Here is a 24,072-nt window from a genome sequence, read left to right as displayed (position 1 = left end):
GCGACGCGACACGCCGACGAGCCGTCGTCACCTTCACGGTCGGCAAGCGACCCGGAGATTATGTGCCGTTGTAGGTCAGCGGGTCTTCGCGAAGGCGGGTGCCGTCGTTGAGCCCGTTGAGCGCATCCATGTGCTCGGCGGCCAATTCCAAGTCGAACACGTCGAGGTTGCCGGTGATGTGCTCGGGCCGCGATGAGCGGAAGACGACCGCATTACCCAGTTGCAGATTCCAGCGCAGCAGCACCTGTGCGGGCGTCTTGCCGTATTCACCGCCGATCGACGTCACGGTCGGGTTGTCCATCAGCCGGCCGAGAGCCAGCGGAGTGTAGGACTGGGTGACGACGTTGTGCTGCGCATTCGATTTGCGCAGCTCGGCCTGGTTCAGCAGCGGGTGCAGCTCGATCTGGTTGACCGCGGGTGTGACGAACGTGAGGTCGATGATGTTCGACACATGTTCCTCGGTGAAGTTGGAGACCCCGATCGAGCGGGCATGGCCTTCGCCGCGCGATTGGATCATGCCGCCGAAGGCATCCACGTACTTACCCACAGCGGGGGCCGGCCAGTGAATCAGGTACAGGTCGACGTAATCCAGGCCGAGTCGCTCCAAGCTGGCTTTGCAAGCCTCCTGCGCCATGGTGAAACCGTGATCGGCGGTGGCCAGCTTGGTGGTGACGAACAATTCCGCGCGCGGAATGCCGGACGCGGCGATCGCGCGGCCGACGGCTGCCTCGTTGCCGTACGCCGCGGCGGTGTCGATGAGCCGGCAGCCGACCTCTAACGCCGCCGACACCGCCCGTTCGGTTTCGTCCTCGGACAACTCCGCGACGCCGAGGCCGAGAACCGGCATCGTGTTCTCGTCGTTTAGGGCTATTGAGGGAATCATGGCGCCCGACTCGCCGGTCAACGCATCTCACCTGCCTGTGAAATTGAAGGATCTCGGATCAGGGCCAAGCCGGGTTCCGCCATCTGGCGACGAGATCGAGGCCATGGCGCCGCTGAGTCGAGGCGCGGATCTCGAAGTCGAACACGTCGAAGTTGCTCACAATCCGTTTTGGGTTCACCGACTTGGGGATCACGATATTACCGAGTTGAATACGCCACCTAATCAACGCCTGCGCCGGTGTCCGCGCGCGGTGTCGCGCGACTGCCGTGTCACCAATCGGATGGTCCGACAACGAACGCCACCTGGTCGGGATTCGCCAATTCAGTCACCACGTACAGTTGGTCGCGGGGCACGCCGGAATTGGCAACCGCTCGCCCGGTCTCCCGTTCGTTGCGGTAGGCCACCGCGGTGTCGATATGCCGGCACCCGGCGCGCAGCCAATGCCTACTCGGTGTCCGTCGGCTCAATCCGGAAGACTCCGAGTCCGACAGGCATCAATGTCGTTCAGCGTGAGCTCGCGTTTTCCTAAGCGGTTGACATAGGAGAAACCCATGACCAAGAGTCTGCCCGGCACGCCGGACCTGCAGCCCGAGGCGACCTGCGTACCGATGCGGTGGACGCGTCGCATCCAGAGCACCGTCACCGGCGTAGGCGTCAAAGTCATTCCGTGGATTCCGGGCCCGGCTAAGCGGCTTCTCACGCGCGGTCGTTCCGTCGTCATTGACGGCAACACCCTTGATCCCACGCTGCAGCTGATGCTGTCGGGCATGCGCGCCGTCGGCCTCGACGGCCTGGTGATCGACGACGACCCGGACGCCTCGCGTGCCAACATGCGGGAAGCGACCCTGGGATTCGGCGGTCCGCAGATTCACGTCGAGGTCAAAGAAATCACGCTGCCCGGGCCGGCCGGGGACATCCGGGCACGGCACTATCATGCGCCCGGCGGCGTCGCCGCACCGCTGCTGGTCTTCTATCACGGCGGCGGCTGGGTGATCGGCGACCTGGACACCCACGACGGGGTGTGCCGCTTGACCTGCCGCGATGCCGGCATCCATGTGCTGTCGATCGACTACCGGCTGGCTCCCGAACATCGCGCCCCAGCCGGGATCGACGACGCGTTTGCGGCCTTCACGTGGGCCTACCAGCACGCCGGCGAACTCGGTGCCGTCCCCGGGCGGATTGCGGTGGGCGGCGACAGCGCAGGCGGCAACCTGGCGGCCGTCGTGTGCCAACTGGCCAAAGACAGCGGAGGCCCGGCTCCGGTGTTCCAGTGGCTGATCTACCCGCGCACCGACTTCACCGCGCAGACCCGCTCACTGAGTCTGTTCGCCCGTGGTTTCTTGCTGACCAAACGAGACATCGACTGGTTCCAAGCGAACTACCTGCGCGGCTGCGGGATCGACCCCACCGATCCGCGGGTGTCGCCGTTGCGGGCCGAGTCGCTGTCCGGTCTGCCGCCGGCGCTGATCGTGGTCGCCGGATTCGACCCGCTGCGCGATGAGGGCGAGCAGTATGCGGCGGCGTTGCGGGCCGCCGGGACCGCGGTGGATCTGCGTTGCGAGGGTTCGCTGACGCACGGCTTCCTCAATCTGTTTCCGCTCGGCGGTGCCAGTGCCACCGCGACGAGCGAGCTGATTTCGGCGTTGCGGGCACACCTGAGCCGGGTCTGAGCCGTATCCGGGCGGCCGCCGGTACTCTAGAGGCGCCAGCAGCACAGGCTATTCACCAAGTGAGGATCGCGAACCCGTGGCCGACAAAAACAAACGCCCTCCGCGGATCGACCTGAAGTCGCCCGACGGGAAATTCGGCCGGCTGGTGCAAATCGGTGGCACCGCGATCGTCGTGCTCTTTGCCGTTGCCCTGGTGTTCTACATCGTCACCTCGCACGACAAGAAGGGCGGTGCCACGGCTGATGCGATCCGGGTGACGTCCAGCAAGCTGGTCACCCAGCCCGGAACCAGCAACCCCAAGGCTGTGGTGTCGCTCTACGAGGATTTCCTGTGTCCGGCCTGCGGGAACTTCGAGCGCGGATTCGGTCCGACCGTATCCAGGCTCATTGACATCGGCGCTATCGCGGCCGATTACACGATGGTGGATATCCTTTCCAGCCCGCGCAACGACAATTATTCGTCGCGGGCGGCGGCCGCGGCGTACTGCGTCGCCGACGAGTCCATCGATGCGTTCCGCCGGTTCCACACCGCGTTGTTCAGCAAAGACTTCCAGCCGTCCGAAGTCGGCAAGACCTTCCCGGACAACGCAAAGCTGATCGAACTCGCCCGCGAAGCCGGTGTCGTCGGCAAGGTGCCCGACTGCATCAACAGCGGAAAGTACCTCTCCAAGGTCGATGGGCTGGCGGCCGCCGCGAACATCCACGCGACACCGACCGTCAAGATCAACGGCACCGAATACGAATGGTCGACGCCGGAGGCGCTGGTGGCCAAGATCAAAGAGATCGTCGGCGACATTCCGGGTATGGACACGGCGGCAACCGCCCCGGCAGCTTGACGACGATGGTCTCAGCCGAACCCGCCGATCTGACTTCGGACCCAGCGGGCGGAGTGCGGGTACCCGCACTCAGTGCGTGGTGGGTGTTGATCGCCGGCGCGTTCGGCCTGCTGGCCTCGATGACGCTGACGGTGGAGAAGATCAGGGTTCTGCTCGACCGGGATTACGTGCCGTCGTGCAACCTCAACCCGATCATGTCGTGCGGCTCGGTGATGGGAACCCCGCAGGCAACACTGCTGGGCCTGCCCAACCCGGTGGTCGGCATTGTGGGGTTCACCGTGGTGGTGGTCACCGGTGTGCTGGCGGTGACGAAAGTGCCTCTGCCGCGCTGGTATTGGACCGGGCTGATGACGGGGATCCTGGTCGGTACGGGTTTCGTGCACTGGTTGATCTTCCAAAGTCTGTACCGCATCGGGGCGTTGTGCCCGTACTGCATGCTGGTCTGGGTCGTCACCATCACACTGCTGGTGGTGGTGGCGTCGATCGCGTTTCGTCCGGTGCTCGAACAGCGCGACAACGCCGTCGTGCGGGTGCTCTTCCAATGGCGATGGTCGATCGCGACGCTGTGGTTCACCGCGGTGTTCCTGCAGATCATGATCCGTTTCTGGAAATATTGGTCGACACTGATCTGAGAAGGGTCGAGCGTGATCGCCAAAGTGCTGGTGGCCAATCGCGGGGAGATTGCGATACGGGCATTTCGCGCGGCCTACGAACTCGGTATCGGCACGGTGGCCGTCTACGCCTACGAGGACCGCAATTCGCTGCATCGGTCCAAGGCCGACGAGTCATATCAGATCGGCGAAATCGGGCATCCGGTACGTGCCTATCTTTCGGTCGACCAGATCGTAGAAACCGCCCGCCGCGCCGGCGCTGACGCGATCTACCCCGGTTACGGATTCTTGTCGGAGAACCCCGAGTTGGCCAGGGCATGTGCGGCAGCGGGCATCACCTTCGTCGGCCCCAGCGCCGAAGTGCTTGAGCTGACTGGAAATAAGTCCCGGGCCGTCGCCGCCGCCCGGGAAGCGGGACTGCCGGTGCTGACGTCGTCGGCGCCGTCGGCCTCGGTCGACGAGCTGGTGTCGGCCGCCGCGGGCATGCGGTTTCCGTTGTTCGTCAAGGCGGTTGCCGGCGGTGGCGGCCGCGGTATGCGCCGGGTCGGCGAGATCGCCGCGCTGCCCGAAGCCGTCGAAGTCGCCAGCCGCGAAGCCGAATCGGCGTTCGGAGACCCGACGGTCTATCTCGAACAGGCGGTGTTGCGCCCACGCCACATCGAAGTGCAGATCCTTGCGGATACCAACGGCAACGTGATCCACCTTTACGAGCGGGATTGCAGTGTGCAACGTCGCCATCAGAAGGTCATCGAACTGGCGCCCGCCCCGAACCTGCCGGCCGAGTTGCGGACGCAGATCTGTGCAGACGCCGTCGCGTTCGCCCGCCACATCGGCTACAGCGGCGCCGGAACGGTCGAGTTTCTGCTGGACCAAAGCGGGGATTACGTCTTCATCGAGATGAATCCGCGGATTCAGGTGGAACACACCGTCACCGAGGAGATCACCGACGTGGACCTGGTCTCCAGCCAACTGCGCATCGCCGCGGGGGAGACGCTTGACGACCTGGGTCTTGAGCAGCAGGCCATCCGGCCGCACGGCGCGGCGCTGCAGTGCCGGATCACCACCGAGGATCCGGCCAACGGATTCCGGCCCGACACCGGCCGGATCAGCGCGCTGCGCACCCCCGGCGGCGCCGGTATCCGGCTGGACGGCAGCACCAACCTCGGCGCCGAGATCAGCGCCCACTTCGATTCCATGCTGGTCAAGCTCACCTGCCGGGGCCGGGACTTCCCGACCGCGGTGAACCGGGCGCGCCGGGCCATGGCAGAGTTCCGGATTCGCGGGGTGTCGACGAACATCGGTTTCCTGCAAGCGGTTCTGGATGATTCCGATTTCCAGGCCGGCCTCATCACGACGTCGTTCATCGACGAGCGCCCCCAGCTGCTGACCGCGCGATCGTCGGCCGACCGGGGCACCAAGATCCTCAACTATCTGGCCGACGTCACCGTCAACAAACCGCACGGCACCCGGCCGTCGAAGGTGTACCCGCAGGACAAGCTGCCCGACATCGACCTGGACACCCCGCCGCCGGCGGGCTCCAAGCAACGGCTGGCCGAATTGGGGCCGGAGGGTTTCGCGCGCTGGCTGCGGGAATCGGCGGCGGTGCGGGTGACCGACACGACATTTCGTGACGCGCATCAGTCGCTGCTGGCCACCCGGGTGCGCACCAGCGGACTGATGATGGTGGCGCCGTATCTGACCCGCAGCATGCCGCAGCTGCTGTCGGTGGAGTGCTGGGGCGGTGCGACTTACGATGTGGCACTTCGCTTTCTCAAAGAAGACCCGTGGGAGCGGCTGGCCGCGCTGCGCCAGGCGATCCCCAACATCTGCCTGCAGATGCTGCTGCGGGGCCGCAATACCGTGGGTTACACCCCCTATCCCGAGGTGGTGACGTCGGCGTTCATCGACGAGGCCACCGCCACGGGCATCGACATCTTCCGGATCTTCGACGCGCTCAACAATCTCGAGTCGATGCGCCCGGCGATCGACGCCGTGCGCGAAACCGGTTCTGCGGTAGCTGAAGTCGCGATGTGCTACACCGGCGACCTGGCTGACCCCGGTGAGCGGCTGTACACGCTCGACTACTACCTGAGGCTGGCCGAGTCCATCGTGCAGGCCGGCGCCCAGGTGCTGGCCATCAAGGATATGGCGGGGCTGTTGCGGGCCCCGGCTGCCCGAAAGCTGGTCACCGCGTTGCGAAGTCGCTTCGACCTGCCGGTGCACGTGCATACCCACGACACTCCGGGCGGTCAGCTGGCCAGCTATGTTGCCGCTTGGCACGCCGGGGCCGACGCCGTCGACGGGGCCGCTGCGCCGCTGGCGGGCACCACCAGCCAGCCCGCGCTGAGTTCGATCGTGGCCGCCGCAGCACACACCGACTACGACACCGGTTTGTCGCTTGCCGCGGCCTGCGCTCTGGAACCGTTTTGGGAGGCGCTGCGAAAAGTGTATGCGCCCTTTGAGTCCGGCCTTCCCGGGCCGACGGGGCGGGTCTACCATCACGAGATTCCGGGCGGTCAGTTGTCGAACCTGCGCCAGCAGGCGATCGCCCTGGGTTTGGGGGACCGGTTCGAGGAGGTCGAGGAGGCATACGCCGGCGCCGACCGAATCCTGGGCCGGCTGATCAAGGTCACGCCGTCGTCGAAGGTCGTCGGTGATCTGGCGCTCGCCCTGGTCGGTGCCGGGGTAAGCGCCGATGAATTCGCCTCCGACCCGGCACGATTCGATATCCCGGATTCGGTGTTGGGATTCCTGCGGGGTGAGTTGGGCGATCCACCCGGCGGGTGGCCCGAGCCGTTGCGCAGCACGGCGCTGGCCGGCCGGGCGCCGGCCAAACCCGCCGGACAACTGACGAGCGACGACGAGGCGGCTCTGGCGGTGCCGGGACCCAAACGGCAGGCCGCGTTGAATCGGTTGCTCTTCCCTGGTCCCACAAAGGAATTCGAGGAACACCGGGAGACGTACGGGGACACCTCGCAGTTGTCGGCCAACCAGTTCTTCTACGGGTTGCGGCAGGGCGAAGAGCACCGGGTGAAGCTGGAACGCGGCGTGGAACTGTTGATCGGTCTGGAAGCGATCTCCGAGCCCGACGAACGCGGTATGCGAACGGTGATGTGCATCATCAACGGCCAGTTGCGGCCGGTGCTGGTGCGCGACCGCAGCATTGCCAGCGCGGTCCCGGCCGCCGAGAAGGCCGACCGCGGAAATCCGGCCCACATCGCCGCGCCGTTCGCCGGGGTGGTCACCATCGCCGTGTCCGCCGGCGACCAGGTCACGGCCGGCCAGACCGTCGCCACCATCGAGGCGATGAAAATGGAGGCTCCGATCACCGTCCCCAACGACGGCACCGTGCAGCGGGTGGCGGTCTCGGATACCGCCCAGGTCGAGGGCGGGGATCTGCTGGCGGTGGTGAGCTGACCCGGATCATCGGCGGAGTCGCCGGGGGACGGCGGCTCTGGGTACCCCCGCGGGGGACCAGGCCCACCACCGATCGGGTCCGCGAATCGCTGTTCAACATCGTGAGCGCACGCCGGCAGCTGACCGGGCTGGCCGTGCTGGACCTTTATGCCGGTTCGGGAGCACTCGGGCTGGAGGCATTGTCGCGCGGGGCCGCGTCGGCGCTGTTCGTGGAGGCCGACCGGCGCACCGCGGCCGTCATCGCGCGCAACATCAAGGCCCTGGGTCTTCCCGGTGCCGTGGTGCGCCGGGGCATGGTGGCCGCCGTGTTAGCGGCAGGGACGTCGGCTCCGGTGGACCTGGTGCTGGCCGACCCGCCCTATGACGTCGGCACCGCGGATATCGATGCCGTGCTGGCCGCGTTGAGCGCCCACGGCTGGGTCCGGCAAGGCACCGTCGCCGTGGTGGAGCGACCGGTCACGGGTGCGCCGTTGGCCTGGCCGGAGGGCTGGACCCGGTGGCCCGAGCGGGTCTACGGCGACACCAGGCTGGAGTTGGCCGAGTGGTGCTGAACTGGCCTGCTAGCGTCTCGTCTCATGGGCGCCGCTCCTCAGCATCACTTCGTTCTGCATCGTCGCCGGTCTCGTCTGATGGGCGCCGCTCCTCAGCATCACTTCGTTCTGCATCGTCGCCGGCGCGGGTCATGAGCGGCGCCGTATGCCCGGGGTCGTTCGACCCGGTTACGTTGGGCCACATCGACGTTTTCGAACGTGCCGCGGCGCAGTTCGACGAGGTGGTGGTCGCGATCCTGACCAACGCCACCAAGAAGGGCATGTTCGACCTGGACGAGCGGATCGCGATGATCAACGAGTCGACGACGCACCTGCCCAACTTGCGGGTGGAGGCCGGACAAGGCCTGGTGGTCGACTTCGTCAAGTCCCGGGGGATGAACGCCATCGTGAAGGGTCTGCGCACCGGCACCGACTTCGAATACGAGTTGCAGATGGCGCAAATGAACAAGCACATCGCCGGCGTCGACACCTTTTTCGTCGCGACCGCGCCGCGGTATTCGTTCGTGTCCTCGTCGCTGGCCAAAGAGGTGGCGATGCTGGGCGGCGACGTGTCGGAGTTGCTACCCGAGCCGGTGAACCGGCGACTGCGCGAAAAGCTCTCCGGCTGAAGCCAAATGGGCCTGGTCCGGAGGAGCGGACCAGGCCCATCGGCGGGCAGGCTGGCGATGACTAGCTGGGGTCAAAGCATTCGTAGAACGTCTGCGTTGCGTAGTCGTAACAGGTGTAGGTGCCGTATGCCTGGTGGCTGGGGGCCGGATCGGCGGCGCCGACACTGGCTCCCAGGGCGGCCAGGCCGATCGTCGAGGCCAGCAGGGACATGCCGGCAAGGGCGCGAAGACGGGTGGTCGACATTGATACCTCTCTTTGCGTTGTTGTCTTTGCTTGAATGCGATTTCGGGTGGGCGGCCGTGGCCGTTGCACAAAGGCTGGCGGCCGGCGCTTGGCGAAACCTTGGGGGATCCTTGGCGGGTACGACCAACACCGCCGCCGGCCGGTTCCGCGGTAGGCCCGGCCGGTGTGTCTACGGCTACCGCAGGGACCAGTCGGCGTCAGAAGACAATGGTCTGGTTGTGGTGCACGATGACCCGGTCCTGGCAGTGCCAGAGGACGGCGCGGGAGAGCACCGCGCGTTCGACGTCGGCGCCGACCCGCACCAGGTCTTCGACGGTGTAGTTGTGATCGACGCGAACGACGTCTTGTTCGATGATCGGTCCTTCGTCGAGAACCTCGGTCACGTAGTGAGCCGTCGCGCCGATCAGCTTGACCCCGCGTTCCCGTGCGCGTTTGTACGGGGCCGCGCCGGTGAAGGCGGGAAGGAACGAATGATGAATGTTGATCAGCGGGCAGCCGATTGCGGCCAGGAATGCTGGGCTGAGTATCTGCATATACCGGGCGAGTATCACCAGATCAACATTGCCACTGAGCAACTGAAGCTGCCGCTGCTCGGCTTCGGTGCGGGTGTCACGGGTGGCGGGGATGTGGACGAACGGCACACCGAACGGGCGGACGTGGTCGGCCAGGTCGGGATGGTTGGCGATCACCATGACGACAGACATCTCCAGCTCGCCGCGACGGTTGCGCCACAACAGGTCTAACAAGCAGTGATCACTCGTGGAGGCCATGATGGCAACCCGTTTGGGCTTGGCGGCCTCGCTGAACCGGTAATCGATGTTGAACGTGCCGGCTACGGCGGTGCCGAAGTCGCGTTGCAACTCGTCGATGGCCGCCGTCAGGCCGGGTAAGTGGAAGATCGCGCGCTGCAAGAATGTTCCGCCCTCCGGCGCTGTGGAGTGCTGGTCCAGGGAGATGATGTTCGCGCCGGCTCGGGCCAAGAACCCGCTGACCGCGGCGATGATTCCGGGGCGGTCGTGGCAACGCAGCAACAGCCGGCCGATATCGGCCGGCTGCGGCGAACCGCCAGGCGGCGGCGGATAGGTATCAGACATTGCCGCAGGCCAGGATACGCTGACCGCAGCGCTAGTGGCACTGATGGCTGTGGTCGTGCTGGTGGCTTTGCGAGTCGGGGGAGCCACCCATCATGCGCAGCATTGGGATCCCGCCGGTGGCGACGAACCGGACCACCAGGATCGCCGCGATGACGAGGAAGACGATGTTGAGCCAGCTGGTGTAATTCCACGAAACCCCGGCGTGCATGACCGTGGCGCTGCGCTGACTGGGAATGAGATTGGCTGCGCCGAAAAGCAATTCGACGAAGTATCCGGCGACGACCATCGAGACGTAGAAGGTGCCGAGCAGCGTCAGCGTCATCTTCGTCCCGTAGTACTTCCGATAGATGTTCAAGATCGGCAGGATCAACAGGTCGGCGAAGATGAACGCGATGACGCCGCCGAAGCTGATGCCGCCGTTCCAGAGCACTGCGGCAAGCGGCACGTTGCCGATCGAGCAGACGAACGAAATGATCGCGACGAAGGGGCCGACGATCGGTCCCCACAGCGCCGACCAGACCGGATGGTCAGTCAAAAAGAATTGCTGCCAAAACGTTTCGGGCACCCAGGCCGCGATGGCTCCGGCGATCAACAGTCCGATGATCAGGTCCCGCAGAATCGCCGCCCATTCCATGACGAACACATGCGATACCGAGGTGAAGGCCCGCCCGGAAGACAGCCGCCGCCAAAACGAGCCCTCTCCGCCGACCGACATATCCATGGCGGCGTGACCTTCCATGGAGCCGGCAAGTCCCCGGTCGGCTTGCTCACGGGCGGCGTCGATCAGCCGGGAGCGCACGAACAGTCGGAACAACAGCGCCAGCACGATGATCATCAACGGGCCGCCGACGAACTCCGCGGCGGTGAACTGCCAGCCCATCAGCAACGCCAGGATGATGCCCAACTCCACGACGAGATTGGTGGAACTGATCTCGAATGCCATGGCGGCGGTGAAGTTCGCGCCTTTGCGAAACAGCGACCGGGCCAGCGCCACTGCCGCATACGAGCACGATGACGATGCGGCGCCCAGTCCGGCGGCTACCGCCAGGGTGCGGGGCTTGTCGTCGCCCATGAGGCCCACAATCGTCTCGCGGCGCACCACGGCCTGCACCATCGCCGATAACGCGAAGCCCAGGATCAGCGCCCACAAGATTTCCCACGTCATAGACCCCGCCAGCGCCAATGCATGGCCCACCGCTGCTAGCGCTTTGTCCACCACCCGGTCCTCCGCTTCGTTTGCATATTCGGGCGATCATATGGGCGGCTGCACCCACCCGGGCAACCTATACCCCCATGGGGTATATGTCAAGGTTCCGGTCCGGCGCGTCGGAACCGCTGCTCCGACACTGCATCGCCGTTCTTAAACCGTTGGCGTGCAACGAGATAGGCTCCCTCGACACGCCAGGCGCCATGGCTTTTCGACACAGCTGACGGATCCGGGTTCCCGCACCTAGCCGGGCGCAGCCGGGATTTTTCGGATTTCGCAACGCCATCACGCAGATGGCGGTCGGCCCCGCCGGCCCGCCCGCTGATCGACCGCCCGGGGCCGCTTTTGTTCGGATTTGTTCGGATTTTCCCGAGTGCGGAGGCATCGTGCGTGTACGCTACGGCGTCGGGGTGCGGCGTAACGTGTAACGGTCGCCAGCGACGTGAGAAGGAACGCGGGCATGAGCATCGCATCGAACGCACCCGAGCCTGCCGCCCGCAGGGTGCGAATCCTGTTCATCGCGGAGGCGGTGACCCTGGCTCATGTCGTGCGGCCGTTCGTGCTGGCCCGCTCGCTGGACCCGAGCCGTTACGAGGTCCACTTCGCCTGCGACCCGCGGTACAACACGCTGCTGGGGCCGATGCCTTTTCCGTGCCACCCGATCCATACCATCCCCAGCGAGCGGTTCCTCGGCAACTTGACTCAGGGCCGTTTCTACGCCGCACGGACGTTGCGCAGATACGTCGAGGAGGACCGCAAGGTGCTGGCCGAGATCGCGCCGGACCTAGTCGTCGGCGACCTTCGCGTTTCCCTCTCGGCCAGTGCCCGGCTGGCCGGCATCCCCTATATCGCCATCGCGAACGCCTATTGGAGTCCCTACGCCCGCCGCCGGTTTCCGCTGCCGGACACGCTGTGGACTCGCCTGCTCGGCGTCCGGCTGGTCAGGATCCTGTACCGCCTGGAACGCCCGTTGCTGTTCGCTCTTCAGTGCCTGCCGCTCAACTGGGTCCGGCGCAGGCATGGGTTGCCGACGCTGGGGTGGAACCTGTGCCGCATTTTCACCGACGGTGACTACACGCTGTACGCCGACGTGCCCGAGCTGGTGCCGACCTATGATCTGCCGGCTAACCATCGGTATCTGGGTCCGGTTCTGTGGTCGCCCGCGGTGCGCCCGCCGCCCTGGTGGGATTCGCTGCCGGCCGACCGGCCGATCGTCTATGCGACCCTGGGCAGTTCGGGCGGCACGAATCTGTTGCAGGTGGTGCTGGACGCGCTGGCTGACATGCCGGTGACGGTGATCGCGGCCACGGCCGATCGCAGCGACCTGACCAACGTGCCGGCCAACGCGTTGGTGGCCGATTACCTGCCGGGCGAGGCGGCCGCGGCCCGTTCGGCGGTGGTGGTCTGCAATGGTGGCAGCCTGACGACGCAGCAGGCGTTGCTGGCCGGGGTGCCGGTGGTCGGGATCGCCAGCAACCTCGACCAGCACCTGAACATGGAGGCCCTCGAGCGCGCCGGCGCCGGGATGCTGCTGCGAACCGAACGGCTCAGTCGCCGGCGGGTGGCCGATGCCGTGCAGCAGGTCCTCGGTGACGCAGGCTATCGGCAGGCCGCCCGGCGGCTCGCCGATACCCTGGGGCGCGACTTCGACGGGTTCTCCCACCACATCCACACCGCGTTGCACCTCAGGCCCGACAGCGTGACGTCACCGACCGGCTGGCAGCGACATCTGCGGACCGGCTAGCGCCACCGACCGCCCCGGGCCACCGGGTGTCCGCGGTTCGCCCGGATTTTCCGGGGCATGCGTCGGGCGTGTACTCTACGGCCGCGGCCCCGGGGTAGCGATCAACGGTCGTCATCGACGTGAGAACGGACGCGAACATGAGTTGCGTCGGGTCGTTGAGCGGTGTCTGGAGGGCGCGATGAGGATGGTGCACCGGTGAGCGCCGAACCGAGCGCTTCTGAGCCCGGCGCCCGCAGGTTGCGGATCCTGTTCGTCGGGGAAGCCGCGACCCTGTCCCATGTCGTGCGGCCGTACACGCTGGCGCGGTCGCTGGACCCGAGTCGTTACGAGGTCCACTTCGCCTGCGACCCACGATTCAACAAGCTGCTGGGCCCGATGCCTTTTCAGCACCATCCGATCTACACCATCCCCAGCGAGCGGGTTCTGGCCAAGATCGCTCAGGGCCGACTCTTCTACAACACGCGAACGTTGCGCAGGTATGTCGAGGAGGACCGCAAGGTGCTGGCCGAGATCGCGCCGGACCTAGTCGTCGGCGACAATCGTCTGTCGCTCTCGGCCAGCGCCCGGCTGGCCGGCATCCCCTATATCGCCATCGCGAACGCCTATTGGAGTCCCTACGCCCGCCGCCGGTTTCCGCTGCCGGACACGCTGTGGACTCGCCTGCTCGGCGTCCGGCTGGTCACATTCCTGTTCTGGCTGTACCGCCCGCTGATCTTCGCCCTCTATTGCCTGCCGCTCAACTGGGTCCGCCGTAGGCATGGGTTGCCGACGCTGGGGTGGAACCTGTGCCGCATTTTCACCGACGGTGACTACACGCTGTACGCCGACGTGCCCGAGCTGGTGCCGACCTATGATCTGCCGGCTAACCATCGGTATCTGGGTCCGGTTCTGTGGTCGCCCGCGGTGCGCCCGCCGCCCTGGTGGGATTCGCTGCCGGCCGACCGGCCGATCGTCTATGCGACCCTGGGCAGTTCGGGCGGCACGAATCTGTTGCAGGTGGTGCTGGACGCGCTGGCTGACATGCCGGTGACGGTGATCGCGGCCACGGCCGATCGCAGCGACCTGACCAACGTGCCGGCCAACGCGTTGGTGGCCGATTACCTGCCGGGCGAGGCGGCCGCGGCCCGTTCGGCGGTGGTGGTCTGCAATGGTGGCAGCCTGACGACGCAGCAGGCGTTGCTGGCCGGGGTGCCGGTGGTCGGGATCGCCAGCAACCTCGACCAGCACCTGAACATGGAGGCCCTCGAGCGCGCCGGCGCCGGGATGCTGCTGCGAACCGAACGGCTCAGTCGCCGGCGGGTGGCCGATGTCGTGCAGCAGGTCCTCGGTGACGCAGGCTATCGGCAGGCCGCCCGGCGGCTCGCCGATGCCCTGGGGCGCGACTTCGACGGGTTCTCCCAGCACATCCACACCGCGTTGCATCTCAGGCCCGAGAACGCGGCCCGAGGCGTCGCGACCGAAGGTCGGTAGGGGCAACTGTGTTCTGCCCCAACCGGATTCGACAGTCAACCGTTTCCAGATTTCGGGCGAACCACGGCCCGGCTGGTCGATGCCGGGGTGAGTAAGGATTGTGGTGTGGCAATGACGCCCAATATCCGCCAAGGCAATGGTGGTTTGTCGAGGTGACAGACGAAGCCGCCCGGCGCGGTCAGAACTTGTCTGCCGCGGTCGATAGAACTAGGGTCGAGAACCTGATTCGCGCGGCCGAATATGTCCTGTACTTTGAAGCGGGCACGAAGACGGTCTTGCGAACGCACGCCGCATCAAGCTGACGGCGACCCCCGCCGCAGCGGCCAAGGCATAACAAGGAGTGGAGACGGCCACGATGGGATGCCGGAAATGTGGTGACGAGCAGGCACCAACAGAAGCGGGAATCCGGTGAAGCGGGCGCTGATCACCGGAATCACCGGCCAGGACGGCTCCTACCTCGCCGAATTGCTGCTCAGCAAGGGGTATGAGGTCCACGGGCTGATCCGCCGGGCCTCGACGTTCAACACGGCGCGGATCGATCACCTCTACGTCGACCGGCACGACCCGGACGCGCGATTGTTCTTGCACTATGGCGATCTCACCGACGGCACCCGGTTGGTGACGTTGCTCAGCACCATCGACCCCGACGAGGTGTATAACCTGGCGGCCCAGTCGCACGTGCGCGTCAGCTTCGACGAACCGGTGCACACCGGCGACACCACCGGCATGGGATCCATCCGGCTGCTCGAAGCCATTCGGCTTTCCCGGGTGGAATGCCGCTTCTATCAGGCGTCCTCGTCGGAGATGTTCGGCGCGTCGCCGCCGCCTCAGAGTGAGCAGACGCCGTTCTGTCCACGATCGCCCTATGGCGCGGCAAAGGTGTACTCGTACTGGGTGACGCGCAATTACCGAGAGGCGTACGGACTGTTCGCGGTGAACGGCATCTTGTTCAACCACGAATCACCGCGCCGCGGCGAGACGTTCGTGACCCGAAAGATCAGCCGAGCCGTGGCGCGGATCAAGGCCGGCCTCGAATCGCACGTCTACCTGGGTAACCTCGACGCCGTTCGCGACTGGGGGTATGCACCCGAGTATGTCGACGGAATGTGGGGGATGCTGCAGACCGCCGAGCCGGAAGACTTCGTGCTGGCGACCGGACGCGGCTACACGGTGCGCGAGTTCGCCCAGACCGCCTTCGACCATGCCGGGCTCGACTGGGAGAAGCATGTGCGATTCGACGAACGCTATCTGCGTCCCACCGAGGTGGATTCGCTGATCGGCGATGCGACCAGGGCCGCCCAATCGCTGGGCTGGAAGGCGTCGATACACACCGCTGAACTGGCACGGATCATGGTGGACGCGGACATCGCGGCCCTCGAGTGTGAAGGCAAGCCGTGGATCGACAAGCCGATGCTCACCGACCGGGCATGCGGACGCGAATGAACACCTTCACCGGCGTCCTTGATCGTGCCGCTCCGGTGTATATCGCCGGGCACCGCGGGCTGGCCGGGTCCGCGCTGTTACGCAGATTTCAGGCCGAGGGGTTCACCAATGTCGTGGTGCGCTCACACCGGGAACTCGACCTGACGGATCGGGCCGCGACGTTCGACTTCATTGTGGAGTCGCGTCCTCAGGTCATCATCGACGCCGCGGCCAAGGTCGGGGGCATCCTGGCCAACAGCACCTATCCCGCGGATTTCCTGTCCGAAAACTTGCAAATCCAGGTCAACCTGCTCGACGCCGCCGTGGCCGCGCGGGTGCCGCGGCTGCTGTTCCTCGGCTCCTCCTGCATCTATCCGAAGTTCGCCCCGCAGCCGATCAAGGAAAGCGCGCTGCTCACCGGACCGCTGGAGCCGACGAACAACACCTACGCGATCGCCAAGATCGCCGGCCTCCTTCAGGTCCAGGCGGTGCGGAGCCAACATGGCCTGGCCTGGATCTCTGCGATGGCAACCAACCTGTATGGACCCGGTGACAACTTCTCGGCGTCCACGTCGCACCTGCTGCCGGCGCTCATCCGCAGGTATGAGGAGGCCAGAGCCGGCGGCGTGCCGAAGGTGACGAACTGGGGCACCGGAACTCCACGCCGCGAACTGTTGCATGTCGACGATCTGGCGAGCGCATGCCTGTACCTGCTGGAGCACTTCGACGGACCCAATCCCGTCAACGTGGGCACCGGCGTCGACCACAGCGTGCGCGAGATCGCCCAGATGGTGGCCAGCGCGGTGGGTTACAACGGCGAAACCGACTGGGATCCAACCAAACCGGACGGAACGCCCCGCAAACTGTTGGATGTGTCGGTGTTACGGGGGGCGGGTTGGCAATCCCGGATCACGCTGCGCGAGGGCATCGACTCCACGGTCGCGTGGTATCGGGCCAACGCCGGCGCGGTACGGAAATGACTGCGTGCCTGGGGACGCCGTGTTCATGTGCTGAGCCTGCGCTCCGCGACATCGACGTTACCGCGACGACACCCCGAAAACTGCCGCGGTAACGTCAATCTCGGCGACGCCCCGGATAGGAAGAAGTGAGTCTTCTCAGCAAGTTCGCTATGTGGGCCGAGTTGTTAGGCAGCGGCGAGGCCAAGCAGCGCGTGCTCATCGGACGGCAATTGGCTTGGCGGGTGCGTGAGCTGGAATCGATCAACGACTTTGCCGACGTGGAATTCTCGGTGTTCAGCCAATTCGGCGACGACGGGATCATCCAATGGCTGATCCACCGCCTGCCGGGCCTCAGTGAGACGTTCGTCGAGTTCGGGGTGGGGTGCTACCAGGAGGCCAACACGAGATTTCTTTTGTTGAACGACAATTGGCGCGGGCTGGTCCTGGACAGCTCCAGACGTAAAATCCATGCCATCAGGCGCGACCCGATTTCGCTGCTCCACGACCTGCAGAGCGTCCGTGCCGTGGTGACCGCCGAGAACATCGACCAATTGATGCTGGACCACGGATTCGAAGGCGACATCGGACTTCTGCACATCGACATCGACGGCAACGACTATTGGGTCTGGCGCGGGCTGACTGCGGTGCGCCCCGGAATCACCATCATCGAATACAACAGCGTATTCGGGGCCGAGCGCGCGATCACGGTCCCGTACGACCCGAAGTTCAGCAGAGCGGGACGATTCGGCAATCTGTATTTCGGCGCGTCCCTGCCGGCGCTGTGCGACCTGGCCCGGACCAAGGGATACGACTTCGTCGGCAGCAACAGCGCGGGCAACAACGCCTACTTCCTCCGATCCGACCTGCCCCACGGTCTCACGCCGCTCACCGCCGCCGAAGGCTACGTGGTGTCGAAGTTCGTCGATTCCCGGGACGCCAAGGGCCGGCGCACCCACCTCCGCGGGGAGCAGCGGCTGGCTGCGCTGCGCGGGGCGCCGGTGGTCAACACCCGGACGGGCGCCGAAGAGCAGCTGTGATGAACGAAGGTCACTCCGGCCTACGCAGCACAACCATGTCTTGGTAGGCGGTGGAAGCCGTTCTGCCGCACCAGCTTCCCCACAACACATCACCAACCTGTTCGAGGCCGGCGTCGCGGACGGCTTGATCCCAGTCTTCCTGCGGAAGCGCGATGGCGGCCTCGGGGACGAACGGGGTGATCACGATCAGGTCGTCGTGTGGACGAAACGGCAGAGCCGACTTGCCCTGCGCAACCAGCTCCCGCGATTCCTGATTCCACACATACAGGGTGAGCAGCGCGCGCCCGCCGGGGGCAAGTACTCGTGCAGTCTCCGCGAGGTAGCGAGCCACCTGCGGTATGGGCATATGGGTGAACAGCGACGACGCGAAGGCCAGCTCGAAACTCGCGTCGGGGTAGGGGAAGGTGAACTTCTCGGCCCGTACCGTGCCCTTCGGGTTGTACATCTTGTTGTAGATGTCGGCGCGCTGGAAGCGGAAGTTGGGATGCGACGCGTAGTGCTCCGAACACCAGCGAACTTCGGCGGTATTGATGTCGAAGCCCTCATAGCGCCCCTTGGCCGGGTCGAGAAATGTGGTCAACGGACGAGCCACGCGGCCCATTCCGCAACCCATGTCAAGGACGCGGTAGTGCGGTTCAAGCTGGCCGTAGTCGCGCAGCAGGCCCAAGAACTCGTCACCGGATTCGCGAAATGGGCCGGGTGCCGCGGGGTTTCGAGACCCGCCGCCCACCATGCGGCGTGGTGGGACCAGCGGGTCGCTACGGCCGTTGAGCTTGTCCAGCACATCACTTGGGGCATACCGCACGAATAGCCCGGCCTTGATCAGCAGAGGCACCGGGACAAATCTGAGGAAAGAGTCAACGAGCCGGGACGCAACCACGTCGCACAACGTACACTGCGCGACGACAATGGCGCCAATTCGAGCGGCCCGGATGAGCGTTCATGCCGGCTTACGCAGCGGGAGGCCGGCAGCCTGGTAGATCGCATCGATGACCGTCATGTTCTCGACGGCGTCTTGCGGCGTTGTCTTCACCGGTTCACCGCGCAGCACCGCCGCGGCGAACGCGTCGAGCTGGTAGGCGTACGAGGCTCGGCGCGGGAACCGCTCCACCCGTTTCCCGTCGGCCGATCGAACCGTGAGGCGATGGAAGGACTGCGGCAATACCAGATTGACTACCCGCAACTCGCCCCGATCGCCGACCACTCGGGCGCTGATCCGTAACTGCTCGGTCGACCACATGGAGCAGCGGACCCGGCCGGTGTGTCCGTCGGCGAACCGCAATTCGGCCGTCATGGCCCGGTCGATCCGGGGATCGCGCAGTTTGGCCTGTGCGGAAACGACTTCGGGAGTTGAACCGCCGAAGGTGCAGACCATGTGGACCGCATAGCACCCGGTTTCCATCGTTGCGCCGCCGGCCAGCGTGTAGTTGTAGCGGATGTCGGAGAACTTGGGAAGCGGCAAGCACAGGTTGGCTTCCACTCTTGTCAGAGTGCCCAGCTCGCCCGAGGCGATGATCTGCTCAACGCGCTGCGCCAGCGGGTGATAGGGCCAGCGGGTGATAGGGATAGTGGAGCGCCTCCATCACCACCCGATTCGATTGCGCGGCCAGTTCGGCGATTTCGCGTGCTTCTGCGGCGTTGGCGGTGAACGGCTTTTCGCACAGCACATGCTTGCCGGCGGCCAGCGCGGCCCGGGTCCAGCGGCCGTGCAAGCTGATCGGCAACGGGTTGTAGACCGCGTCGAGGTCCGGGTCGGCGATCAGCGCGTCGTAGTTGTCATGGACCCGGGCGATGCGGTGCGCGGCGGCGAAGGCCCGGGCGCGCGAGGCATCGCGTGCGGCCACCGCGGCCACCACCACCACCACCACCTCGTCGTTGTGCTTGGCGGGCTTTATCAGCGCCAAGGGCGCGATACGGGCTGCGCCCAGGATGCCGATCTGGACCTGTCGAGACACGGGCCAGACGCTAACAGCCGGCTTGAATTGGCGACAAGAAACGGTTCGGGCCGCAAGCCATAGATCGCGACCTTGATTGCTGGCACCTGCCTGCGAATGCTTACTGGCTACCTGTCGCGAGTTTCCTTTACGTATTGCCACGGGTTGTACTTGGGTCGCGGACGTGGGCCGATCATAAAAGCCTCATCCGGGCCGATGCACGGTAGGCGTCAGGCCGGCTTGCGAAGCGGAAGGCCGGCGGAACGGTAGATCGCATCGATGACGGTCATGTTCTCGATCGCGTCTTCGGGGGTGGTCTTCACCGGTTCGCCGCGCAGCACCGCGCCAGCGAACGCGTCGAGCTGATACGCGTAGGAGGCGCGGCGCGGGAACCGCTCCACCCGTTTTCCGTCGGCCGATCGAACCGAGAGCCGATGGTAAGAGTGCGGCAACACCGGGTTGAGCACATGCAGCTCGCCTTTGTCGCCGACGACGCGAGCACTGATCTGCATCAGATCGGTCGACCACATCGAGCAGCGCATCCGGCCGGTGTGTCCGTCGGCGAACCGCACCTCGGCCGTCATGGCGCGGTCGATCTGCGAATCGCGCAATTTCGCCTGCGCGGAAACCACTTCCGGGGTCGAACCGCCGAAGGTGCGCACCATGTGGACCGCATAGCACCCGGCGTCCATCGTCGCACCGCCGGCCAGCGAGTAGTTATAGCGGATGTCGGAGAACTTGGGCAGCGGGAAGCACAGGTTGCCCTCCACCCGGGTCAGCTTGCCGAGTTCGCCCGAGGCGATGATTTCCTCAACGCGCAGCGTCAGCGGGTGATAGCGATAGTGGAATGCCTCCATCACCACGCGACCGGAATTCGCGGCCAGTTCGGCGATCTCGCGCGCTTCGGCGGCGTTGGCGGTGAACGGCTTCTCGCACAGCACGTGCTTGCCGGCGGCCAAGGCCGCCCGGGTCCACCGACCGTGCAGGCTGTTCGGCAAGGGGTTGTACACCGCGTCCAGGTCCGGGTCGGCGATCAGCGCGTCGTAGCTTTCATGCACCCGGGCAATGTCGTGCTTGGCGGCGAAGGCCTGAGCACGCGATGCATCGCGTGCTGCCACCGCAGCCACCACAACTTCGGCATTTCCCTTGGCGGGTTTGACAAGCGCCAACGGTGCGATACGAGCGGCGCCCAGGATACCGATCCGGACCTGTCGAGACACGGACCGACGCTAGCACCTGACGCGGGCCGACGATGCGGGAAGGGCGCGGGAAGGGAGCGGGAAGGGCTTGGTACGTCAGTCGCCGAGGAGAACCCTGTTTCTGAGGACGACGCCTGCCGGTAGCGGCGGTGACTGTGGCTGTCCCTTACCGGGCGGGGGCGAAGAGCCGGTCCAGGACGGCCCGGCCCGCGCGGTCGTCGGCGTGCACGACCGCGACGTCCCAGTAGTGATATCCGCGTTCGGCATACCGCCTGTCCAGCACCGCGGCCGTGGCCGGCACCTCATCGATCGGCATCGCTTGAACCGGCCTGCCGAAGTTGTCCCAGATGCCCACATACGAGTACCCGGCGGTCTGCAGCTCCCCCCACACCACGGTCGGGTCCGGCACCCCGGCCATCCGGATCAGCTCCGGGTAATACTCGAAGAACAGCAACGGGCGGGTATCCGCGTAGGCCCGTGCGAGCGCCGGGACCAGAATCGTGTCGTATCCTTCCGTGTCCGATTTGACCAGCCTGATCGGCGGCAGTTCGGGGTGACGGTTCGGCAGCTCGGCCACGGTCAGCGCGGCGGCCGCCCCGCCGGTGCCGCCCTGGGCGAAGCGGGTGTCGCCGCCCTTTCGGACCGCGCCGAGACCGGAGGCCTTGGCAGCGTCGGTGAGCAGCAACCCGAACTCGATCACGCAGCGGTCGTCCGACCCGACGTTGCGCTCCAGGTACGGCAGGTACTCCGGGTCTCCCTCGATGCAGAGGATGCGCGCGTCGACTTTGGCGAGGAGCTGCCTGGCGGAGTCACCGATATTGGCTCCGACGTCGATGACGCCCAACGGCTTGTCGGTCTCGGCGAGGCCGACCGCCAGGTCGATCAGATTCTGGCCGTAGGTGGGGAACAGGCGGGCATAGTCCGGAAGCCGGTGATACCACGGCATCGCCAGCGAAACGCCTTGCACATCGCGGATGACCTCGCGCGTGCCGAACCAGTGACGAACCGTGCGGTAGGAGAGTTCCAGTGCGAGTTGCCTAAACAACAGGCGATAGCTCATAGCTTTGCATCCAGATCCACCCGCAGATGGTAACTGACCTTCGGTGTGCGTCTGCCTTAGCCGCAGCGAGCCCCGGGGTGGTTCCGCCTTGCCGCAGCGCCGTCGCCTGCACGCGGCAGCTGCGGCAGAAAAACCTGCGATGGCATCCGGTGGTCACCTCCCGCACCAATCTGGGCCTGGCTCGAGGATGTCGGCGGCTCGGCATCGGGAGCCGGTGGGAGAACGATTTGCCTTAGGGCAGCACAATTTTCGAAGACGCGGCCGGCAACGTGAAGCCCGGGGGTGCCGCGGCCGGGTGGGTTGGATCGTTCATCGCGGCGACCGTGGCGTACCTTCTGATTGTCCTTCTTCCGGGCTTGACGATGCCGCGGGAGATATCCAGGAGGTTTGATACTGTGCTGTGCCGGATGAGCGCTGTCGTCGAGGCAATGGTGGGCGCCGAGCGCGTATGAAAGTCGCATTCGATCACCAAATCTTCGCCATCCAGCGATACGGCGGCGTGTCGCGCTATTTTTTCGAGCTGGCAAGCCGCCTACCTGCCGACACGGTGTCGGAGGTGTCCGTCGTCGCCCCGTTGTACATCAACGCCTATCTGGCCGCTGAGTCCGCCCGCGGCTTCACCCATGGCAAGTATGTGCCGTATACGTTCAAAGGCGCGCCGGTCCTCGTCGAACTTGCCAACCAGGTTGCGGCACCGTTCGCGTGGTCGAAGTCGGACGCGGACATCCTGCACGAGACCTGGCACCCCTTCAAGCCCGTCGGTAAGGCGCGACGCCGGGTGGTGACGATCTTCGACATGATCCACGAGCTGTTCAAGCCGCCCATGGCCAAACTCGCGATCGCCGCCAAACGCGCGTCCGTCAATCGTGCCGACCATGTGATCTGCGTCTCCGAAAGCGCGCGCAACGACCTCGTGCGTCTCTACGGCATCGACCCGGCCCGCACCAGCGTTGTGCACCTTGCCTGTTCGCTGCCCGTGCAGGAAAACACCACGACAGTCGACAGCGGCGGGCGCCGGCCCACGATCCTGTACGTCGGGCGCCGCGGGGGATACAAGAACTTTGCCACCCTGCTGCGCGCCTACAGCAGTTCGCCGGTACTGCGGGATTTCGAGCTGATCGCCTTCGGCGGCCCCCCGTTCCTGCGCGACGAGCAGAAAGAGATCAGCCGGTTGGGAGTCACTGACCGGGTGCGCTTCGAGTCCGGGTCTGACGAGGAGCTGGCGGCGCGCTACCGGACAGCCGCCGCATTCATCTATCCGTCGCAGTACGAGGGTTTCGGGATCCCCCCGCTCGAAGCGATGAGCCAGGGCTGCCCGGTCGTGTGCAGCAATGCGGGCGGAATTCCAGAGGTGGTCGGGGATGCCGGCGTCTTCTTCGATCCGGATAACCCCGAGGAGCTGCGTAGGGTTCTGGAACGCGTGGTGACGACGGAGAGCCTGCGCGCCGATCTGCGCCAGCGTGGCTACGCACGGCTACCGGCGTTCTCCTGGGACAAGAACGCGGCGGAGACGGCCCGGATCTATGGCGAAATACTCTGAGCCGCAGAGGTCAGCCGGTTTGTCGCCAGATCGACAGGATCTGGTTGTTGGCCGATATGAATCCCACACCGGTGCCCACGAATTGGGCACCAATGAGCAATGCTCACAACCCGTGGATGAGCCTTGGCGAGGCGGTGTGAGCGGGCGCACATTCCCGAGGATGATCTGAAGTCCGAAGTATTCTGATCAAGACCGGCGTTGGCGCGCTGGTTGGGAAGGTACGCCCTTACGCACGATAATTCACGGTGCGGAATCGGCCGACGGTAAAGACGGCGGTGCGGGTCGGTCGGCGCTCAATGAGATTGTGCGCGACGGTGCTCGCCAAATGCTGCCGCAGCATCTACAGTAAAGCGTCAATCGGGTTCGTCATCGTCGCTGTCGTCGCCGCGTAGGAATCTTTCGGGGCGATGGTAGGGGTTGGTGCGGGGCTGTCCGTGATCCAGGTGCGCCGGGGGTATCCATTCGGTGTCGCCGTGGGCGTTTTTGCGGGTGCGCCAACCTTTCTCGACGAGTCGGTTGTCGATCCCGCAAGCCAGGGTGAGGTCGTTGATGTCGGTGCGCCCGGTGCTGGCCCAGCCCCGGACGTG

Annotated in this window: 19 protein-coding genes and 4 pseudogenes; 12 read left to right on the top strand and 11 right to left on the bottom strand. The window is 65.5% G+C overall.

The window, feature by feature from the left end:
• Positions 1-58: 58 nt before the first annotated feature.
• From CDN38_RS05215 to CDN38_RS32840, 3 genes and pseudogenes are all read right to left on the bottom strand, one after another.
• Complete coding sequence (locus CDN38_RS05215; protein WP_099318834.1) at positions 59-904, bottom strand: aldo/keto reductase; 846 nt, start codon at positions 902-904, stop codon at positions 59-61.
• A 6-nt stretch (positions 905-910) separates the two neighbouring features.
• Positions 911-1,178, bottom strand: a pseudogene (locus CDN38_RS32845) (aldo/keto reductase); the annotation flags it as partial.
• The gene (locus tag CDN38_RS32840) at positions 1,153-1,287 is read right to left on the bottom strand and encodes a hypothetical protein (RefSeq protein WP_438502286.1); all 135 of its coding nucleotides are present in this window, start codon (positions 1,285-1,287) and stop codon (positions 1,153-1,155) included. The gene CDN38_RS32840 and the pseudogene CDN38_RS32845, both read right to left, overlap by 26 nt.
• A gap of 204 nt (positions 1,288-1,491) precedes the next feature.
• Between CDN38_RS32840 and CDN38_RS05205 the strand changes: the two genes are divergently transcribed.
• The 6 genes from CDN38_RS05205 (at position 1,492) to coaD (ending at position 8,575) form a co-directional block, all read left to right on the top strand.
• Positions 1,492-2,553, top strand: coding sequence for an alpha/beta hydrolase (locus tag CDN38_RS05205; protein WP_269821531.1), 1,062 nt, complete (start codon positions 1,492-1,494; stop codon positions 2,551-2,553).
• 76 nt (positions 2,554-2,629) lie between these two features.
• Entirely contained in the window at positions 2,630-3,388 is a 759-nt protein-coding gene (locus CDN38_RS05200; RefSeq protein WP_075511699.1) for a DsbA family protein, read from the top strand.
• Positions 3,389-3,393: 5 nt separating this feature from the next.
• Positions 3,394-4,020, top strand: coding sequence for a vitamin K epoxide reductase family protein (locus CDN38_RS05195; protein ID WP_075511700.1), 627 nt, complete (start codon positions 3,394-3,396; stop codon positions 4,018-4,020).
• A 12-nt stretch (positions 4,021-4,032) separates the two neighbouring features.
• Positions 4,033-7,416, top strand: coding sequence for a pyruvate carboxylase (locus CDN38_RS05190; protein WP_075511701.1), 3,384 nt, complete (start codon positions 4,033-4,035; stop codon positions 7,414-7,416).
• Positions 7,413-7,967, top strand: coding sequence for a 16S rRNA (guanine(966)-N(2))-methyltransferase RsmD (gene rsmD / locus CDN38_RS05185; RefSeq protein WP_075511719.1), 555 nt, complete (start codon positions 7,413-7,415; stop codon positions 7,965-7,967). Before CDN38_RS05190 ends, rsmD begins: the two co-directional genes overlap by 4 nt.
• A gap of 131 nt (positions 7,968-8,098) precedes the next feature.
• Entirely contained in the window at positions 8,099-8,575 is a 477-nt protein-coding gene (gene coaD, locus CDN38_RS05180) for a pantetheine-phosphate adenylyltransferase (protein ID WP_075511702.1), read from the top strand.
• A 61-nt stretch (positions 8,576-8,636) separates the two neighbouring features.
• Here the strand turns inward: coaD and CDN38_RS05175 are convergent, their stop codons facing one another.
• The 3 genes from CDN38_RS05175 to CDN38_RS05165 all read right to left on the bottom strand — a co-directional run bounded on the left by CDN38_RS05175 (position 8,637) and on the right by CDN38_RS05165 (position 11,132).
• The gene (locus CDN38_RS05175) at positions 8,637-8,819 is read right to left on the bottom strand and encodes a hypothetical protein (RefSeq protein WP_075511703.1); all 183 of its coding nucleotides are present in this window, start codon (positions 8,817-8,819) and stop codon (positions 8,637-8,639) included.
• A gap of 197 nt (positions 8,820-9,016) precedes the next feature.
• The gene (gene purU, locus CDN38_RS05170) at positions 9,017-9,913 is read right to left on the bottom strand and encodes a formyltetrahydrofolate deformylase (protein ID WP_075511704.1); all 897 of its coding nucleotides are present in this window, start codon (positions 9,911-9,913) and stop codon (positions 9,017-9,019) included.
• A 31-nt stretch (positions 9,914-9,944) separates the two neighbouring features.
• Positions 9,945-11,132 carry a permease gene (locus CDN38_RS05165; RefSeq protein WP_420865958.1) on the bottom strand — a complete coding sequence of 396 codons (1,188 nt, stop codon included), beginning with the start codon at positions 11,130-11,132 and terminating at the stop codon, positions 9,945-9,947.
• A gap of 351 nt (positions 11,133-11,483) precedes the next feature.
• Here CDN38_RS05165 and CDN38_RS05160 point away from each other — a divergent pair.
• The 5 genes and pseudogenes from CDN38_RS05160 to CDN38_RS05140 all read left to right on the top strand — a co-directional run bounded on the left by CDN38_RS05160 (position 11,484) and on the right by CDN38_RS05140 (position 17,752).
• Positions 11,484-12,864: pseudogene (locus CDN38_RS05160) on the top strand (glycosyltransferase).
• 195 nt (positions 12,865-13,059) lie between these two features.
• Entirely contained in the window at positions 13,060-14,334 is a 1,275-nt protein-coding gene (locus CDN38_RS05155; protein WP_099318832.1) for a glycosyltransferase, read from the top strand.
• Positions 14,335-14,742: 408 nt separating this feature from the next.
• Positions 14,743-15,777 (top strand): GDP-mannose 4,6-dehydratase, encoded by a 1,035-nt coding sequence (gmd, locus tag CDN38_RS05150; RefSeq protein WP_075511708.1) that lies wholly within the window; start codon positions 14,743-14,745, stop codon positions 15,775-15,777.
• Positions 15,774-16,736, top strand: a complete 963-nt coding sequence (locus tag CDN38_RS05145) for a GDP-L-fucose synthase family protein (protein WP_075511709.1) — start codon at positions 15,774-15,776, stop codon at positions 16,734-16,736. The genes gmd and CDN38_RS05145 overlap by 4 nt, the downstream gene beginning before the upstream one ends.
• Positions 16,737-16,861: 125 nt before the next feature.
• Positions 16,862-17,752 carry a class I SAM-dependent methyltransferase gene (locus CDN38_RS05140; protein ID WP_075511710.1) on the top strand — a complete coding sequence of 297 codons (891 nt, stop codon included), beginning with the start codon at positions 16,862-16,864 and terminating at the stop codon, positions 17,750-17,752.
• Positions 17,753-17,762: 10 nt separating this feature from the next.
• Here the strand turns inward: CDN38_RS05140 and CDN38_RS05135 are convergent, their stop codons facing one another.
• From CDN38_RS05135 to CDN38_RS05120, 4 genes and pseudogenes are all read right to left on the bottom strand, one after another.
• Positions 17,763-18,587, bottom strand: a complete 825-nt coding sequence (locus CDN38_RS05135; protein ID WP_082277226.1) for a class I SAM-dependent methyltransferase — start codon at positions 18,585-18,587, stop codon at positions 17,763-17,765.
• A gap of 105 nt (positions 18,588-18,692) precedes the next feature.
• Positions 18,693-19,707 (bottom strand): annotated as a pseudogene (locus CDN38_RS05130) (Gfo/Idh/MocA family protein).
• Positions 19,708-19,916: 209 nt separating this feature from the next.
• Positions 19,917-20,906 (bottom strand): Gfo/Idh/MocA family protein, encoded by a 990-nt coding sequence (locus tag CDN38_RS05125; protein WP_075511711.1) that lies wholly within the window; start codon positions 20,904-20,906, stop codon positions 19,917-19,919.
• A 145-nt stretch (positions 20,907-21,051) separates the two neighbouring features.
• The gene (locus CDN38_RS05120; RefSeq protein ID WP_099318831.1) at positions 21,052-21,945 is read right to left on the bottom strand and encodes an FkbM family methyltransferase; all 894 of its coding nucleotides are present in this window, start codon (positions 21,943-21,945) and stop codon (positions 21,052-21,054) included.
• A 448-nt stretch (positions 21,946-22,393) separates the two neighbouring features.
• On the opposite strand from CDN38_RS05120, the gene CDN38_RS05110 reads away from it, so the two are divergent.
• Complete coding sequence (locus tag CDN38_RS05110) at positions 22,394-23,485, top strand: glycosyltransferase family 4 protein (protein WP_075511714.1); 1,092 nt, start codon at positions 22,394-22,396, stop codon at positions 23,483-23,485.
• Between the two features lie 353 nt (positions 23,486-23,838).
• On the opposite strand, the pseudogene CDN38_RS05105 reads toward CDN38_RS05110, so the two are convergent.
• Positions 23,839-24,072, bottom strand: a pseudogene (locus CDN38_RS05105) (hypothetical protein); the annotation flags it as partial.

It is taken from the genome of Mycobacterium ostraviense (assembly GCF_002705925.1).
GTDB lineage: Bacteria > Actinomycetota > Actinomycetes > Mycobacteriales > Mycobacteriaceae > Mycobacterium > Mycobacterium ostraviense.
The sequence above is the reverse complement of the archived record's forward strand: the minus strand, read 5'-3'. Positions and strand labels throughout refer to the sequence as shown.

Coding starts and splice junctions, on each gene's coding strand:
- CDN38_RS05205 (WP_269821531.1), top strand. CDS start 1,492: ATGCGGTGGACGCGTCGCATCCAGAGCACCGTCACCGGCGTAGGCGTC.
- CDN38_RS05195 (WP_075511700.1), top strand. CDS start 3,394: ATGGTCTCAGCCGAACCCGCCGATCTGACTTCGGACCCAGCGGGCGGA.
- coaD (WP_075511702.1), top strand. CDS start 8,099: ATGAGCGGCGCCGTATGCCCGGGGTCGTTCGACCCGGTTACGTTGGGC.
- CDN38_RS05175 (WP_075511703.1), bottom strand. CDS start 8,819: ATGTCGACCACCCGTCTTCGCGCCCTTGCCGGCATGTCCCTGCTGGCC.
- purU (WP_075511704.1), bottom strand. CDS start 9,913: ATGTCTGATACCTATCCGCCGCCGCCTGGCGGTTCGCCGCAGCCGGCC.
- CDN38_RS05145 (WP_075511709.1), top strand. CDS start 15,774: ATGAACACCTTCACCGGCGTCCTTGATCGTGCCGCTCCGGTGTATATC.
- CDN38_RS05120 (WP_099318831.1), bottom strand. CDS start 21,945: ATGAGCTATCGCCTGTTGTTTAGGCAACTCGCACTGGAACTCTCCTAC.
- CDN38_RS05110 (WP_075511714.1), top strand. CDS start 22,394: ATGAAAGTCGCATTCGATCACCAAATCTTCGCCATCCAGCGATACGGC.